The sequence below is a fragment of the Pseudomonas sp. fls2-241-TYG-175 genome, assembly GCF_030209155.1.
Classification (GTDB): domain Bacteria; phylum Pseudomonadota; class Gammaproteobacteria; order Pseudomonadales; family Pseudomonadaceae; genus Aquipseudomonas; species Aquipseudomonas viridiflava.
Window position 1 is genome coordinate 244,942 of sequence record NZ_JARVSO010000016.1, and the last position, 14,712, is coordinate 259,653.

Sequence of the window (14,712 nt, forward strand, 5' to 3'; positions counted from 1 at the left end):
AGCGCGTCTCGTTCAGCGACAGAGACTATCTGCGGGTTCAGCGTCGCGCGCAATTCTGGGCCGAGGGGTGTGAAAATTTTGTCGCGCCCCGCCATACGGCAGGACGTTTCAGGCGTTCAGGCCCGAAACGTCGGACACCGGACTCAGTCGTTGCTTGGCTTCTTGATGGCGCTGAGCACGTACTGCGGCAGCGCGAACGCGCCGATATGCACTTCAGGGTTGTAATAACGCGTAACAATACCGCTGCCAGCGAAGCGCTGGCGCAGGGTTTCCAGCGGCAGCTTGCGGTACGCCTTGTCGGTCGCGCCCCAGGCAAAGGTCATGGCGCCGCCGATGTAGGTCGGAATGGCGGCCTGATAGAAATGCCAGTCGGCGAACAGGCCGTTCATGCGCCCGGCCGTGGTCTGTACGCCACTGAGCTGCATGAAAGGTGTGCCGTTCTGAGTAACCAGAATGCCACCCTCGTTCAGGCAGCGATGGCAGGCCTGATAGAAGTTTTCCGAAAACAGCACCTCTCCCGGACCGATCGGGTCAGTGGAGTCGGAGATGATCACATCGAACTTCTCTTCGGTGGTCGCCACGAAACGCATGCCGTCGTCGATCACCAGATTCAGACGCGAATCCTCGAAAGCGCCGTTGGAGTGAGTCGGCAGGAATTCCTTGCACATCTCGACGACTGTGCCGTCGATCTCGACCATGGTGATGTGCTCGACCGTCGAGTGCTTGGCCACTTCACGCAGCATGCCGCCGTCGCCGCCGCCAATGATCAGCACACGCTTGGCTGCACCATGCGCCAGGATCGGCACGTGGGTGAGCATTTCGTGGTAGATGAACTCGTCGGCCTCGGTGGTCTGAATCACGCCGTCGAGCGCCATGACACGGCCCATGCGCGGGTTCTGGAAAATCACCAGGTGCTGGTGATCGGTGCGCACTTCGTGCAGCATTTTTTCGATACGAAAGCGCTGGCCGTAGCCTTCGTACAACGTTTCCTGATAATCACTCATGGGTAAGCTCCCGAAAAAGACAGATGACAGGACGGCCGACCGCCCGCAACAAAGGCGCGCATTCTACGTCGCCGAACATGACAGGTCGAACCTCTGTGCTCACAGCCCGCCATACACGTACCGCCCTGCCCGTCCCTGAAAGCAAAAAGCGCCTGATTACTCACGTAATCAAGCGTCTTTTATCCGACCTGAGTAACGTCAGATACGCACGTTGCCACGCGGACCCGCGATGGCCCAGATGATCAGCCCCAATACAGGCAGCAGCACAATCAGCAGGATCCAGAGAATCTTCGCCCCGGTTTCCGAGCCGCTCTTCAACACGTTGATGATGGCCCAGATATCGAGCGCGAGGATGATCAAGCCGACCAGACCGTTGAATGTGGAACCCATGGTGTTGCCCCTGATTGAATACTGACACTTCTAGGATGATCGTGCCCTTCGGGGGTTCCATTGAACCAACGGCATATTTTCAGGCTCCGAAGTCAGCAACCTGTTTGATCCTGTTCAGCTCATGACTCTGGCGATCGGCCTACAGCAAAAGGTAACACTCTGCATGCAACCTTCCGCGCACCCAAGAACCCTGCGGGCGACCTGGCTCGCCCAGCTTCAAAGCAGCCCACTGGTGAGCCTGGGCTTTATATTCGCTTCTGTGATCGTCGTGATTCTCGGCGCCATAAGCCTCTATAACGCCTTTTTCGGCACCAGCCAGACCAACTTCAATTACGCCCTGCTGGGCGGCACGGCCGGTTTCGCCGCGACGGCCCTCGGCGCGATCATGGCGGTTGCGTTCCGCAATGTGGCGCAGCGTACTCAGGACATCATGCTGGGTTTCGCAGCAGGCATGATGCTGGCGGCCAGTTCCTTCTCGCTGATTCTGCCGGGGCTGGAAGCCGCTCGGGAAATCACCGGCACCGGCCCATTCGCGGCAGCGACCGTTGTCTCAGGTCTGGCGCTGGGCGTGCTACTGATGCTCGGCCTGGACAGATTCACCCCGCACGAGCACGAGAGCGTAGGCCGTCAGGGACCGCATTCGGAACGTATCAATCGGGTCTGGCTGTTCGTGCTGGCGATCACCCTGCATAACCTGCCGGAAGGCATGGCAATCGGGGTGAGCTTCGCAGGCGGTAACATGAATGTCGGCCTGCCACTGACCACGGCCATCGCCATTCAGGACATTCCGGAAGGACTGGCGATAGCGCTGGCATTGAGAGCGACGGGGCTTTCATCCCTCAAGGCCATGATGGTTGCCATTGGCTCCGGCCTGATGGAGCCCCTGGGCGCATTGATAGGACTGGGCATTTCCAGCGGCTTCGCCATAGCCTACCCGCTGAGCATGGGCCTGGCGGCGGGTGCGATGATTTTCGTGGTGTCACACGAGGTGATCCCGGAAACCCACCGCAACGGTCACCAGACGTCGGCGACGCTGGGCTTGATGGGCGGGTTTGCAGTGATGATGTTTCTGGATACCGCGCTCGGCTGATCAGCTGCGCAATGCCTGCAACGAAGGCGCGGCATGAATGCCCGCCGCTGCTGCCAGCTCCAGTACACGTGCTTCATCGTTGCCGTAGACCAGCACCGCCTGCAGCTCGTCGTCCAGCGGCTGGCTGAAATCCATCAGGGTGTAGCCGCCCATTTCCTTGTTCATGCTGCTCAGCTGGATCTGGATGCGATTGAGCGCCACCAGCGGCTCGACCTTGGTCAGTTGTTTCGACTTGATGTTGAACGTCACATCCTTGCCAAACGACTGGACGATCTGCTCGAACAGGTCCGCATAGGTGTCGGCCTGAAACAGGACAGTCTCCGGCAGACTGCCGACCACGACCCACTCACCCAACGGGATGGGAAAGGTGTCGTCGTAATTGATATCAGGATTGGCACTCAGAAAAGCCTGCGGGTCGGCATAGGCCTGGGCGGCTTCGTCAGCCACGCGCAGGATCTCGTCTTCGCCCATGCACCCCGAACTGATTTTGCTGATTAATTCGGCGAGAGCGTCTTTCATGAGGGACATCCTGATAGCGGGCAAAAAAAGAGGCGCGAAGGATAACGGGAAATCCTTCGCACCTCTATGCCTTCAGGCTGATCACAGCCACAGGGCCGAATCAGACCGGCTGAACCCCCAGATTGATCAGTTGCTCTGCGGTCCCGGTGGCGCCCATTGTCTGGGCGGCTGCGAGCGCGTTCACACCCTTGGCATCGCGTACATGCGGATCGGCGCCCTTGCTGATCAGGTAATCGACGATTTCCATCCGGTTGAACATCGCCGCCATCATCAGCGCAGTGCGACCATCGGCAGACGCGCCTTCCACCTCGGCGCCGTTTTCCACCAGCAGTTTCACCACCGCGAGGTCGCCCTTGAAGGCCGCGCCTGCAATCGGGCTCTGTCCATTGTCGTTGCGAATTTCCGGGTTGGCCTTGTGCTCGAGCAGTACACGAACCGCATCAAGGTGGCCGTGATAGCTGGCCAGCATCAGCAAGGTGTCGCCCTTGTGGTTGCGCAGGTCTGCAGGAAGGCCTTTTTTCAGCAGGCGCTCCAGCATTACTGCATCGCCCTGACGCGCAACATTGAATACCTGTTCAGCGAACTCGGCAGTCTCTTCGTCAGTCATAGTCTTCGGTTGACTGGTATTTGAATCGTTCATCACTAACTCCTTGGCGCACGGTCATCCGGGAATCCGATGTACCCGGCAGCGGTAAACACACTGACCGCAAGTCTTGCCAGCTGTTCGATCAGGGTCAAGCCATGCCCTCGATTGAAAAAATACCGACTTGGTCCGCATTCCAGCCATTTGGTTCCCCGCAAACGGCAAAATGCAGGATGCCCGATAGACTTTCATGCAAAATGCACGAACCCTCTAAAATGACGTTATTTTAACTCGTTGATTTTAAAGGGAAAAAATTCATGGCAAATGTGGCACAGACACTGCACTAGTACTTCCAAGCTTGTTATCCCATGAGCAATGGAGCCGCTAGACATGACTTTTATTCAAGAAAAATTCGCTTCCGTATTTTCCGACTACACCGTGACCACCCAGCCTCGTCCTGACGGCGGCGTGTTGTTGTCGCTGCGCAACGATGAAGGCAAACAGATCCGTCGCTCCGTGTCTTATGCACAACTGCACACTCCGGTTCAGCTGGAATGGGTAATCAGCGCAATCCGTCGCGACCTGGCCGCACAAGCCAGCGATCTGCCGGCCATCTCGATGCTGCAAAGCCAGCACCGCTTCGATCTGCCGACTTATCACACGCGCTAAAGTTTTCGCGTCACCGAACCTGGTGGCGCCGTTGTACGCTCTCTCATCCCTTGTTCGCCGCGATTACATTTTTGTTCTCGCGGCTTTTTTTTGCCTGTCTGGTTTTAATTGTCAGGTAATGAACCCGCGACACAACGCCTCCCCCACCGCCTGAGCACGATTGGCGACACCCAACTTGGAGTAGATGGTCTTCAGGTGAAATTTCACGGTGGCCTCGGAAATCTCCTTGATCATCGAGATCTCCCATGCAGTCTTTCCGTCTCTGGCCCACTGCAGAATCTCCAGCTCTTTTTGGGTAAGCCCTCTGGAGCTGAACTGAATGCCACGGCCGACCCTGTGCAACACAGGTACCAGACTGGTGATCAGGTATTTGTCACCTTGGGTGGTATTACGTTTAAGTCCCGCCAAGGTGAAGATCGACGTCACGCCATCAACGCCCCGGCAGTGGCTGGTGTAGCCATATGAAATCGCCGGTGCGAGGTCGCAGGCACTGAGTGTTTCTTCATACCAGGCGGGCGGAAGGTAATGCCTGATCGCATCGTCCCACTCCAGAAACCCGAGGTTGTTGCGGTAATGACGCACCACCGGATCATGGGAAATCATCTGCTGACGACGATAGGCTTCGCCCCACACGTCATCGACGTTGGACGTCACGAACGTCAGCAGTTGTACACCCTTGAACTGGTAGAACATGGCCCGCTCACAGCGGCACTCCTGCCTCAGCCATCGAAGCGCATTCTCGATGGCTGTCTGCCCATCGATTTCAGTGATCGTACTGACCATCTGCTCTATCAATAAACCCATTGTTGCGTTGTCCGTCATGGCACTGCACATCGCCGCCGCTCCCTCCCTGCCCTGCTCGAGTAAACCAGTGGCATTCGCTCGATGAGGAATTCGAAAACGCGAAACTTACACGACTGACCGTGCTTGAAAACAACGCCTTAAACAAACAGGATTAACGCACTCACAGACAGGCAGCGTCCCACTCAAAAGCAGGACGCTACTGACAGAAATCGCTGATAACAGCGTTCGAGAAAGGGTTTTTACCAGGCAGTCGGGTCGATCAGTGCGAAGCTGGATACGTTTTCATGGCCTGCCAGAACGCCTTCGGCGCGCACCAGACCACAGGTCGCCATGCCGGCATCTCGTGCGGCATCCAGCTCTTCGACGATGTCCGACAGAAACAGAATCTCGCCCGCCTCGCAGCCGATGGCTTGCGTGATGGTGCGGTAGGACTGCGCCTCGCGCTTGGGGCCGGACGTGGTGTCGAAATAACCACTGAACAGACCGGAAAGATCACCCGCCTCGGAGCAACCGAAGATCAATTGCTGAGCCTGAATCGAGCCCGAGGAATAGACATACAGCCTGTAACCCTCGGCGTGCCAGCGCTTCAGAGCCTCGACGGCGTCCGTGTACACATGCCCTTTCAACTGACCGGCGTTGTAGCCCTGCTCCCAGACCATGCCTTGCAGTGCCTTGAGTGGCGTGGCCTTGCGATCCTCGGCAATCCACTGCAAGAGAATCTCGACGACCCGCTCGACATCGGCCTGCGGCTCGCCACTGTCGGCGCGCACGGCCTGCAATTGCTCTGCGACCGCAGGCTTGTCAGCGTTCTGGCGAACGAAGTCCGGCAAGTGCTGCCTGGCGAACGGGAACAGCACGTCGAACACGAAACTCACCGCACTGGTGGTGCCTTCGATATCCGTGAGGATGGCTTTGATGGACATCAGGGTCTGGCTCCTTTGAAGCGATACATAAGCAAACGGCGGACGGGTCAGTCTTCAAGCCTTGGGAAACGGCCTGCGATGTCTTCACCGGTGAAGTTCGCGACCCAGCCTTCAGGGTTATTGAACAGGCGGATGGCGACGAAGTGCGGATTTTCACCCATGTCGAACCAGTGCTTCGTTCCGGCAGGTACGGAAATCAGGTCGTTCTTCTCGCACAGCACGGCGTAGACGTAATCTTCGATGTGCAGCGTGAACAGGCCTCGCCCGGCTACGAAGAAGCGCACTTCATCTTCGCCATGACGATGCTCTTCAAGAAACTTCGCACGCAATTCGGCTTTTTGCGGGTGATCGCTATTGAGGCTGATGACGTCAACGGTCACGTAGCCGTGCTCGGTCATCAGCGCATCGATCTGGCTGCGGTAGGCGTGGATGACATCTTCCTGGGAGGCGCCCGGCGTGATTGGCGTCGCAGCTTCCCAACGCGCAAACGAAACGCCCTGCTCGGCCAGGGTCGAGGTGATGTCTTCCAGGTGGGTCAGTACCTTATTGGGCACCTCAGGACTTGAAACGTGGTAAACGGACAGGCTGCTCATGGCATTGAATCCTCGGCTTGGGCTTGGCAAGGCCTTCCGGCTTTTACAGGCCGGTCAGGCATACGCACGTGTTTAACGCGTGGCGGTCAACGGTTCAAGACCGTGCGCATCTTCAGTTCGCATTCAAACAGAAATTCGAATGCCTCGATCTGACGCAGTGCATCGCTCATCTGCGCGCCCCAGGTATAGAGCCCGTGGCCGCGTATCAGGTAACCGGCGCAGTCCGGATGGGCATCGAGCCAGGGCTGCACCTTCGCGGCCAGCCGGGCAATGTCCTGATCATTGTCGAAAATCGGCACCACCACTTGCGATTCATGAGTGGCCACGCCCTGAAAGGCTTTCTGCAGTTCGTAGTCCTCGAACACCAGATGATCGGCATCGGTCAGCCTGGACAGTACGGTCGCGTTCACGGAATGCGTGTGCAATACGGCACCGACCTGCGGCCTGCAGCTGTACAGCTGGGTGTGCAGCAGCGTTTCAGCCGATGGCTTCTTGCCTGGTTCCAGGCTGTTGCCGTGCAGATCGGTGGCCAGCACATCGTCGATACCCAACTGGCCCTTGTGCTTGCCGGACACCGTCAGCAGTGCCTCGCTGGCCGACAGCCGGACCGAGTAGTTGCTGCTGGTGGCAGGCGACCAGCCACGGCCATACAGAAACCGGCCGGCTTCGATGATCTGCTGTGCCAAGTGTTCGCGGGTCATACACCTTCCTCTTTCCTGGGTGTGACAATCATGATGGCTGCGGCCAGTGCCGCAAGGCTGGCGATGGCAAAGGTCCAGAATGGTCCCAGCGCAGTCCAGCTATAACCTGAGTACAACGCGCCGAATGCCCCGCCGACGCCGGACAGTGCGGCATACAGCGCCTGCCCCTGACCTTGCTGACGTGGACCGAAGCTACGTTGCACGAAATGGATGGCAGCGGCGTGAAAGCTGCCGAACGTCGCGGCGTGCATCACCTGAGCAACCAGCAAGACCAGCAAATGCTCGGCAAATGCGCCCAGCAGCAGCCAGCGCACCGCCGCCAGCAGAAAACTGGCCAGCAACACCTGACGCACGGAAAGACGCTGCAGAACACGGCTCATCACCATGAACATCAACACTTCCGCCACCACGCCCACTGACCACAGCACACCGATCAGGCTGCGACTGTAGCCCAGTGCCTCAAGGTGCAGGGTCAGAAACGTGTAATACGGGCCATGGCTGAGCAGCATCAGCGCGACACTGAGGTAGAACGCCAGCACGCCAGGGCGTGACACCTGCCGGAGAAAGCCGCCCTCGTCCGACGGCCTCGATGAAACAGCTGGCTGCGCATTGGGCACCCACCAGCTACTGATCGCGATGCCGGCCATGACCATCAGAAGCATGTGAGGGAACAGGTCCAGGCTGAACCATTCGAGCAATCGCCCGAGCACCACCACCGCCAGAATGAAGCCGATCGAGCCCCACAGGCGGATCTGGCTGTACCGGGCAGTCTGACCTTGCAAGTGAGCGAGGGTAATCACCTCGAACTGCGGCAGAATCGCATGCCAGAAGAACGCGTACAGGGCCATGACCATCGCCAGCCAGGCATAGCTGTGATCCAGCAGGATGAGCGAGAACGCCAGCAGCGTGCAGACCGCGCCAAAGCGCACGATGGCCAGCCGCCGCCCGGTGTAATCGCCGAGCCAGCCCCAGAGGTTCGGCGCCACGCATCGCATCAGCATGGGAATGGCGATCAGTTCGCCAATCCGCGCGCTGGAAAACCCAAGATGATGCAGATACAGCGACATGAACGGCGCGGACGAGCCGAGCAAGGCGAAGTAACACAGATAGAAACCGGATAGCCGCCAGTAAGGAAGCTGTCCTTGGGGAAGTGGCGCCACGTTAGCGGTCCGCGACAGTGGCCACGCTCATTACAGCTGAGCCAGCACAGGCGTGGTGACACTGACGTCGGCGTTCTGGCCGCGATGGCGCAATAGATGATCCAGCAGCACGATGGCCATCATGGCTTCGGCAATCGGCGTGGCACGAATGCCCACACAAGGGTCATGGCGGCCTTTGGTGATGACGTCTGCGGCGTTGCCATCGACATCGATGGAGCGGCCCGGCGTGGTAATGCTCGATGTCGGCTTGAGCGCCAGATGCGCGATGATCGGCTGGCCGGAAGAAATCCCGCCCAGAATGCCGCCTGCCTGATTGGACAGAAAACCTTCCGGCGTCATCTCGTCACGGTGCTCGGTGCCACGTTGGGCAACGCAGTCGAAGCCTGCGCCGATTTCTACGCCCTTCACGGCATTGATGCTCATCAGCGCATGGGCCAGTTCGGCGTCCAGACGGTCGAAAATCGGTTCGCCCAGACCCGGCATGACGCCTTCGGCCACGACAGTGATTTTCGCGCCAACCGAATCCTGGTCGCGACGCAGCTGGTCCATATAGGTCTCCAGCTCCGGCACCTTGTCTGGGTCGGGACAGAAAAATGCGTTCTGCTCGACCGAATCCCAGGTCTTGAACGGAATCTGGATCGGACCCAGCTGGCTCATGTAGCCGCGAATGACAATGCCCTGGGTCGCCAGGTATTTCTTGGCGATGGCACCTGCGGCGACACGCATGGCCGTTTCACGCGCCGAGCTGCGACCACCGCCACGGTAGTCGCGCACGCCATACTTGTGGTGATAGGTGTAGTCGGCGTGCGCGGGCCGGAACAGGTCCTTGATGTTCGAGTAATCCTTGGACTTCTGATCGGTGTTGCGGATCAGCAGGCCGATGGACGCGCCGGTGGTCTTGCCTTCGAAGACCCCGGAAAGAATCTCGACCTCGTCGGCTTCCTGGCGCTGCGTGGTGTGCCGGCTGGTGCCCGGCTTGCGGCGATCCAGGTCGCGCTGCAGGTCCTGCAGGTCCAGCGCCAGACCGGGCGGGCAGCCGTCGACGATAGCGACCAGCGCCGGGCCGTGGCTTTCGCCGGCGGTGGTGACAGTGAACAGCTTGCCGAAAGTGTTGCCGGACATGCGGGCGCTCCGAAAAATCAGCCAAAAAACCAGATCATTGAATCAAGCGCGCCAGTATACGCAGGCTCGCCGTACAGTTCATCCTCGAACCTTCCGTTACGGCGTGCGTCCAAGCGAGACCCTGCCCTATGATGGCCTTGCGATGTTATCTGGTAATTTTTCGATGAAAGCTTCAAACATGCTGCGCCTGCTGGTCCTGCCGATGACATTGCTGCTCACCCTGTTTGCCGCAACGGCCAGCGCAGCCACCCCCAATGTCGTGCAACGCCCCATGAACGTGGACACCGGAAACGGCAAGCTTTACGGCACGCTGCTGATGCCGCGCGCAGACAGGCCGGTGCCCGTGGTGCTGATCATTGCGGGTTCCGGCCCCACCGACCGGGATGGCAACAACCCTGAAGGCGGACGCAACGACAGCATGAAGCGTCTGGCGGTCTTCCTCGCAACCCACGGCATCGCCAGCGTGCGTTATGACAAACGTGGTGTGGCGGCCAGCAAGGCCGTCACGCCGGACGAGCGCGACCTGAGTGTCGAGCGCTATGTGGCCGACGTGCAATTGTGGGTCAGAGCGATCCGCGCCAACCCGCGCCTCGGTCAGCTGATTCTGCTGGGTCACAGCGAAGGCGCATTGGTGGCGGCCCTTGCCGCCGACAAAGCTGGCGCTGCCGCAGTGATATCGGTTGCCGGCACCGGTCGCCCGGTGGATCAAGTACTGCGCGAGCAGTTTCAGGAGCGCCTGCCTCCGGAGTTGCTGCAGCGTAGCAACCAACTGCTGGACGAGTTGAAAGCAGGCAAGACCGATGACAAGGTCCCGCAGGAACTCGAGGTGGTGTTCAGGCCGAGCGTACAGCCTTATCTGATCTCGCTGTTTCGGCAAGACCCTACTGCCGCGTTCAGCTCGCTGACGATGCCTGCGCTGATCGTTCAGGGCCGCAACGACATTCAGGTGGGCGTGGGCGATGCGTTGCTGCTTCAGAAAGCCAAACCGGATGCCGAACTGGCGCTGATCGATGGTATGAATCACGTCTTGCGCATTGTTCCTGACAATCTGGAGCAACAGTTGCTGTCCTATCGCAATCCCACCCAACCGTTGGCCAAGCAGGTCACGGCCCGCATTCTGCGCTTCATCCAGGCCTTGCCGCCGGCCTGAGGGAAGATTTGACGCCAGTCATCTGCAAACCCGCCGTTTTGCCCTTCAGTCTGGGCAAAGACTGCCGATAGCGGATTGCTGGCTTTGTGTTTGCTGCACAAAGCCATGGACAGGACCGCCTCCATGACTGATACCGCCATGACCGAAACCGTTGCTGCACCCGACAGCGCAGAAGCCGCTGCACCCGCACCGCCCCAACCGTGGGAAGACGTGGTGCCTGAGAATTTTCAGATGCTGCGCCTGTCGCCGTTGCCGACCGACCGCGCCACGGGTGGACGACCGCTGCGTTTCGTTCAGTTCGGACGCGCCGAGCGTCACAGCAAGGAACTGAGCCTGTTGCGCATCAGCATTCAGTTGCCAGGTCAGCGTGTGCGCAAGGAACAGAACAATCTGGATATCTGGGTGGACCATCAAAAACGCCTGGTGCGTTTCGGCCCCGATTCCGGCTTGCAGATCGAACCGTGGAACCGCGGTATCGGGCGCTTCCTGATTGCGCACGGCGTGCACTGGGCACAACGCAAATGGTCTTCGTACAAGATCGAGAGTGTCGCGCTGGCGAGCAAGGACGGCCTCAACGAGGACACGCGCCTGCGTCGCGACCACTTTCTGCGCACGCTGGGTTTCGAGGTGGTTTACGCCGATGCCCAGCACATGAAAGGCAGCATCAAGGACGTGCACGTCGGCAATCTGCACAGCACCTGGAACAACGACAAGGTGCAGATCATCGAGATTCTTGAAGCCTCGCACATGCTGGAGAAGGCCGAGAAAAACCTGCTGGAGCAGGAAGTCACTATCCGTCAGCACGAAGACCGGGTCAGCAAGTACAAGCGCGAAGACAGCAGCCTGCGCTTCACGATTGCCTGTCTGGTGACATTCGCAGTATTCCAGGCCGGCCTGCTTATCTGGATCGCGACCCACCGTTGATCTGGCGGCACACACAGTGCCGCCATTCGGGATTTACACCCTCGACTGGAACAGCGCCTGATGCGCGACGCACTGCTCGGCGGTCAGCATGAACACACCGTGCCCGCCGCGCTGGAAGTCCAGCCAGGCGAAATCGACTTCCGGGTAAAGCGCCTCGACATGCACCTGGCTGTTGCCCACCTCAACGATCAGCAGACCTTTCTCGGTCAGGTGATCGGCCGCCTCGGCGAGCATGCGACGCACCAGATTCAGTCCATCACTGCCACAGGCCAGCGCCAGTTCCGGCTCGTGCTGGTATTCGTCCGGCATGTCGGCAAAATCCTCGGCATCGACATACGGCGGGTTGGAAACGATCAGGTCGAAGCGCTGCCCGGGCAGACCTTCGAAGCCATCGCCCTGCACGGTGTAGACGCGGTCTTCCATACCGTGACGCTCGATGTTCTGGTTGGCCACTTCAAGCGCGTCGTATGACAGATCGGCCAAGGCGACTTCGGCGTCCTTGAACTCGTCGGCACATGCGATACCGATACAGCCCGATCCGGTACACAAGTCAAGAATGCGGGTCGGCTCGCTCGCCAGCCAAGGCGCAAAACGGTCTTCGATCAGTTCGGCAATCGGCGAACGTGGAATCAGCACGCGGTCATCGACGATGAACGACATGCCACAGAACCAGGCCTCGCCCAGCAGATAAGGCGTCGGGATACGTTCGTTGATGCGGCGCTTGATCAGGCCCTGCAGTTCGGAGATCTCATCGACCTCCAGGCGGCAATCCAGGTAGCTGTCGGCAATTTCCCAGGGCAGGTGCAGCGCGCCCAGCACCAGTTGCCGCGCTTCGTCCCAGGCGTTGTCGGTGCCATGACCGAAAAACACATCTTCCTCATGAAACCGGCTGACGGCCCAACGGATGTGGTCGCGCACGGTACGCAGGCGGGAAGTGATCATGGACAGACTCCTTGAGAAAACGACAGGCCACTTGAAAAGGCCGGGGGCAGGACGAGGCAATGCGCCTGATCTCTGAGCGGCGCGGGCAGGCCTGGAAGTTTCGCCCATTCGCGACCCGCCATCAAGGCAAACCGCCAGCTACGCAGCCATCCAAATGCCCTGCAGGCCATAAAAACCGTGACTTTCAACAGTGACCATTCCCATAACCCTTCAGCCAGAGGACAATGTCGCAAAAGCCCCATTCAAAAGGAGCCCTCGAATGCCTTCCATCAAGACCATGTTTCAACTCAGCGGCCGTGTTCATGCGCCGGCCAGCCTGAGCAATGCCACGTTGATTATCATCGACGCGCAGAAAGAATACCTCAGCGGTCCGTTGGCGCTTACCGGGGTCGACGAAGCCCTGGCCAATATCGGTCAGTTGGTTGCCAAGGCCCGCGCCGTCAAGTGCCCGATCGTGCATGTCCGCCACCTCGGAACCGTAGGCGGCCTGTTCGACCCACAGGGCGAGCGCGGCCAACTGGTCCCGGAACTGCTGCCTCAGGCCGACGAGCATCTGGTTGAAAAGCGCCTGCCCAACGCCTTCAACGGCACCGGACTGCACGAATTGCTGCAGAGCCTGGGTCACCTGGATCTGGTAGTCTGCGGCTTCATGAGCCACTCGAGCATCAGCACCACCGTTCGCGCCACCAAGGATTACGGCTATCGCTGCACGCTGGTCGATGATGCCTGCGCGACCCGCGACCTGCCGAGCCCACACGGTGTGGTCAGCGCTCAGGTCGTGCACCGCACCGAGATGGCGATCATGGCCGACAACTTTGCCACGCTGGCACTGACCAAAGACCTGATTTGAGCCCCTTGCCTCTGTGCACAGGCTGTATGAGCCTATTCACCTAACCGCCCATCCCTTATTGCCCTCCTTTGCGTCCGGAACGGGAACCCAGGTCCGCCTGTTCTGGTCAGAGCGCCGATAAACACTGAGGAAACCGGAATGAAGATATCCGATGGTTTCGACGCCCGCAGGCTGCGTCCCAAAGGGCGAAGTAACTGGCGGACGCGAATCGGCAAGACGATTGCCTTCGTGTTTCTGGTCTCCGGTGTGGCGCTGGCCCTGACCGGAGGCTCCAGCCTGATCGTGCATCCCCAGGCACTGGGCGATCTGAACGCCAATCCCGCAGGTGCCGCAGTGGTTGCCGTGGCCGGTTTGCTGGTGCTTTTGCTGGGTATGTGGCTGTGGCGCAGAAGCGGTCGTGGGCCGCGCAGTTCCGGCGGATTGAGCATGTCAGCCCATCTGATGAAAAAACACGACTGAGCGCTTCGTCTTCCCGGTTAAACTAGCCCCCTTCGCGGAGGCCCCATGCAAGACGACGATTTTTCCCTGTTCAGAAGCGAGACGCGTGGCGTCAAGCCCATCAAGCACGAACATGCCGATGTCGGCAAACCCAAGACTGACCGCAAATTACTGGCGCGCCTGCGTCAGTCGGCGACGGTGCGCACCGATGCGGTGACGATTGATGGTCTGTCCGACCAGTTCGTGATTGATGTCGGCCCCGAAGACGTGCTGAGCTGGTCGCGCGACGGGGTTCAGGAAGGCCAGATGCGCAAGCTCAAGCTGGGACAGATCAGCTTCGAAGGCACGCTGGACCTGCACGGCATGAACGTCGAGCTGGCCCGGGAAACCTTGTGGGAGTTTCTCGCCGAAGCCACAAAACTCGAAATCCGCTGCGTTCGCGTCACCCACGGCAAGGCCGTGCGACTGGACGGCAAACGCCCGATGATCAAAAGCCACGTCAACACCTGGCTGCGTCAGCATTCGCAGGTACTGGGCTTCTGCTCATGCCTGGCCAAGCATGGCGGCGCGGGTGCGGTGTATGTGATGCTCAAGCGTACGATGATGGAGGGGCGCGACGAATAGCCGGACGCCCCTCTAGCGAGAACGACTGTTCTCTGTCGCCTTCCCGCTCTGACAAACCTCGGCGAAGATATCCGTAATTGATCGCAATGGCGTGCGCGCTTTCAAGACTTTCACCTGCTTGCTCAGGCGCATGAGTTCTTCGCTGGGTTTGGCCCATTGAGCTTGCGGCAATGGTTCAGACCAGGACCGCATGGCCTCCGGCAACGTCCTGCGGCCCACTTTTTCG

General features: G+C 59.4%; 18 protein-coding genes and 1 pseudogene. 7 read left to right on the forward strand and 12 right to left on the reverse strand.

The features are described 5' to 3' along the window. Positions 1-143 precede the first annotated feature (143 nt). Together speE and QRN20_RS13935 are read right to left on the reverse strand one after the other, a co-directional pair. Positions 144-1,004: a polyamine aminopropyltransferase gene (gene speE / locus QRN20_RS13930; protein ID WP_004880936.1), complete on the reverse strand. Its 861-nt coding sequence runs from the start codon at positions 1,002-1,004 to the stop codon at positions 144-146. Between the two features lie 198 nt (positions 1,005-1,202). Continuing rightward, the gene (locus QRN20_RS13935; protein WP_004880934.1) at positions 1,203-1,394 is read right to left on the reverse strand and encodes a PLDc N-terminal domain-containing protein; all 192 of its coding nucleotides are present in this window, start codon (positions 1,392-1,394) and stop codon (positions 1,203-1,205) included. A 163-nt stretch (positions 1,395-1,557) separates the two neighbouring features. On the opposite strand from QRN20_RS13935, the gene QRN20_RS13940 reads away from it, so the two are divergent. Beyond that, on the forward strand, positions 1,558-2,484 hold the full coding sequence (locus QRN20_RS13940) for a ZIP family metal transporter (RefSeq protein ID WP_058431231.1): 927 nt from the start codon (positions 1,558-1,560) through the stop codon (positions 2,482-2,484). Here QRN20_RS13940 and QRN20_RS13945 read toward each other — a convergent pair whose 3' ends face one another. Further along, positions 2,485-3,003, reverse strand: coding sequence for a hypothetical protein (locus QRN20_RS13945; RefSeq protein WP_122417583.1), 519 nt, complete (start codon positions 3,001-3,003; stop codon positions 2,485-2,487). It abuts the gene before it with no gap. A gap of 100 nt (positions 3,004-3,103) precedes the next feature. Further along, positions 3,104-3,643 (reverse strand): ankyrin repeat domain-containing protein, encoded by a 540-nt coding sequence (locus QRN20_RS13950; RefSeq protein ID WP_043306645.1) that lies wholly within the window; start codon positions 3,641-3,643, stop codon positions 3,104-3,106. A 333-nt stretch (positions 3,644-3,976) separates the two neighbouring features. Here QRN20_RS13950 and QRN20_RS13955 point away from each other — a divergent pair, with 333 nt between their 5' ends. Then, positions 3,977-4,255 carry a DUF3509 domain-containing protein gene (locus tag QRN20_RS13955; protein WP_004880927.1) on the forward strand — a complete coding sequence of 93 codons (279 nt, stop codon included), beginning with the start codon at positions 3,977-3,979 and terminating at the stop codon, positions 4,253-4,255. Positions 4,256-4,366: 111 nt separating this feature from the next. On the opposite strand, the gene QRN20_RS13960 is transcribed toward QRN20_RS13955, so the two are convergent. The 6 genes from QRN20_RS13960 to aroC all read right to left on the reverse strand — a co-directional run bounded on the left by QRN20_RS13960 (position 4,367) and on the right by aroC (position 9,558). Continuing rightward, positions 4,367-5,089 carry a helix-turn-helix transcriptional regulator gene (locus QRN20_RS13960; RefSeq protein ID WP_058431229.1) on the reverse strand — a complete coding sequence of 241 codons (723 nt, stop codon included), beginning with the start codon at positions 5,087-5,089 and terminating at the stop codon, positions 4,367-4,369. Positions 5,090-5,298: 209 nt separating this feature from the next. Then, positions 5,299-5,982, reverse strand: coding sequence for an acireductone synthase (gene mtnC, locus QRN20_RS13965; RefSeq protein ID WP_029242950.1), 684 nt, complete (start codon positions 5,980-5,982; stop codon positions 5,299-5,301). 47 nt (positions 5,983-6,029) lie between these two features. Next, the gene (locus tag QRN20_RS13970; protein WP_004880921.1) at positions 6,030-6,575 is read right to left on the reverse strand and encodes a 1,2-dihydroxy-3-keto-5-methylthiopentene dioxygenase; all 546 of its coding nucleotides are present in this window, start codon (positions 6,573-6,575) and stop codon (positions 6,030-6,032) included. A gap of 86 nt (positions 6,576-6,661) precedes the next feature. Beyond that, positions 6,662-7,276, reverse strand: a complete 615-nt coding sequence (locus QRN20_RS13975; protein ID WP_088234901.1) for a methylthioribulose 1-phosphate dehydratase — start codon at positions 7,274-7,276, stop codon at positions 6,662-6,664. Next, positions 7,273-8,436 (reverse strand): MFS transporter, encoded by a 1,164-nt coding sequence (locus QRN20_RS13980; protein WP_122414848.1) that lies wholly within the window; start codon positions 8,434-8,436, stop codon positions 7,273-7,275. Before QRN20_RS13980 ends, QRN20_RS13975 begins: the two co-directional genes overlap by 4 nt. A gap of 30 nt (positions 8,437-8,466) precedes the next feature. Next, the gene (gene aroC, locus QRN20_RS13985; RefSeq protein WP_122414847.1) at positions 8,467-9,558 is read right to left on the reverse strand and encodes a chorismate synthase; all 1,092 of its coding nucleotides are present in this window, start codon (positions 9,556-9,558) and stop codon (positions 8,467-8,469) included. A 142-nt stretch (positions 9,559-9,700) separates the two neighbouring features. On the opposite strand from aroC, the gene QRN20_RS13990 reads away from it, so the two are divergent. Continuing rightward, entirely contained in the window at positions 9,701-10,708 is a 1,008-nt protein-coding gene (locus tag QRN20_RS13990; protein ID WP_122417582.1) for an alpha/beta hydrolase, read from the forward strand. A gap of 123 nt (positions 10,709-10,831) precedes the next feature. Next, positions 10,832-11,632, forward strand: coding sequence for a hypothetical protein (locus tag QRN20_RS13995; protein ID WP_080665243.1), 801 nt, complete (start codon positions 10,832-10,834; stop codon positions 11,630-11,632). Between the two features lie 33 nt (positions 11,633-11,665). On the opposite strand, the gene prmB is transcribed toward QRN20_RS13995, so the two are convergent. After that, positions 11,666-12,574 carry a 50S ribosomal protein L3 N(5)-glutamine methyltransferase gene (gene prmB, locus QRN20_RS14000; protein WP_004880909.1) on the reverse strand — a complete coding sequence of 303 codons (909 nt, stop codon included), beginning with the start codon at positions 12,572-12,574 and terminating at the stop codon, positions 11,666-11,668. A gap of 259 nt (positions 12,575-12,833) precedes the next feature. Here prmB and QRN20_RS14005 point away from each other — a divergent pair, with 259 nt between their 5' ends. From QRN20_RS14005 to QRN20_RS14015, 3 genes are all read left to right on the forward strand, one after another. After that, complete coding sequence (locus tag QRN20_RS14005) at positions 12,834-13,424, forward strand: cysteine hydrolase family protein (RefSeq protein WP_029242943.1); 591 nt, start codon at positions 12,834-12,836, stop codon at positions 13,422-13,424. Between the two features lie 138 nt (positions 13,425-13,562). Continuing rightward, complete coding sequence (locus QRN20_RS14010) at positions 13,563-13,883, forward strand: hypothetical protein (protein WP_004880906.1); 321 nt, start codon at positions 13,563-13,565, stop codon at positions 13,881-13,883. Positions 13,884-13,928: 45 nt separating this feature from the next. Continuing rightward, positions 13,929-14,486, forward strand: coding sequence for a Smr/MutS family protein (locus QRN20_RS14015; RefSeq protein WP_025995260.1), 558 nt, complete (start codon positions 13,929-13,931; stop codon positions 14,484-14,486). Positions 14,487-14,498: 12 nt separating this feature from the next. Here QRN20_RS14015 and QRN20_RS14020 read toward each other — a convergent pair. After that, positions 14,499-14,712: pseudogene (locus tag QRN20_RS14020) on the reverse strand (hypothetical protein); the annotation flags it as partial.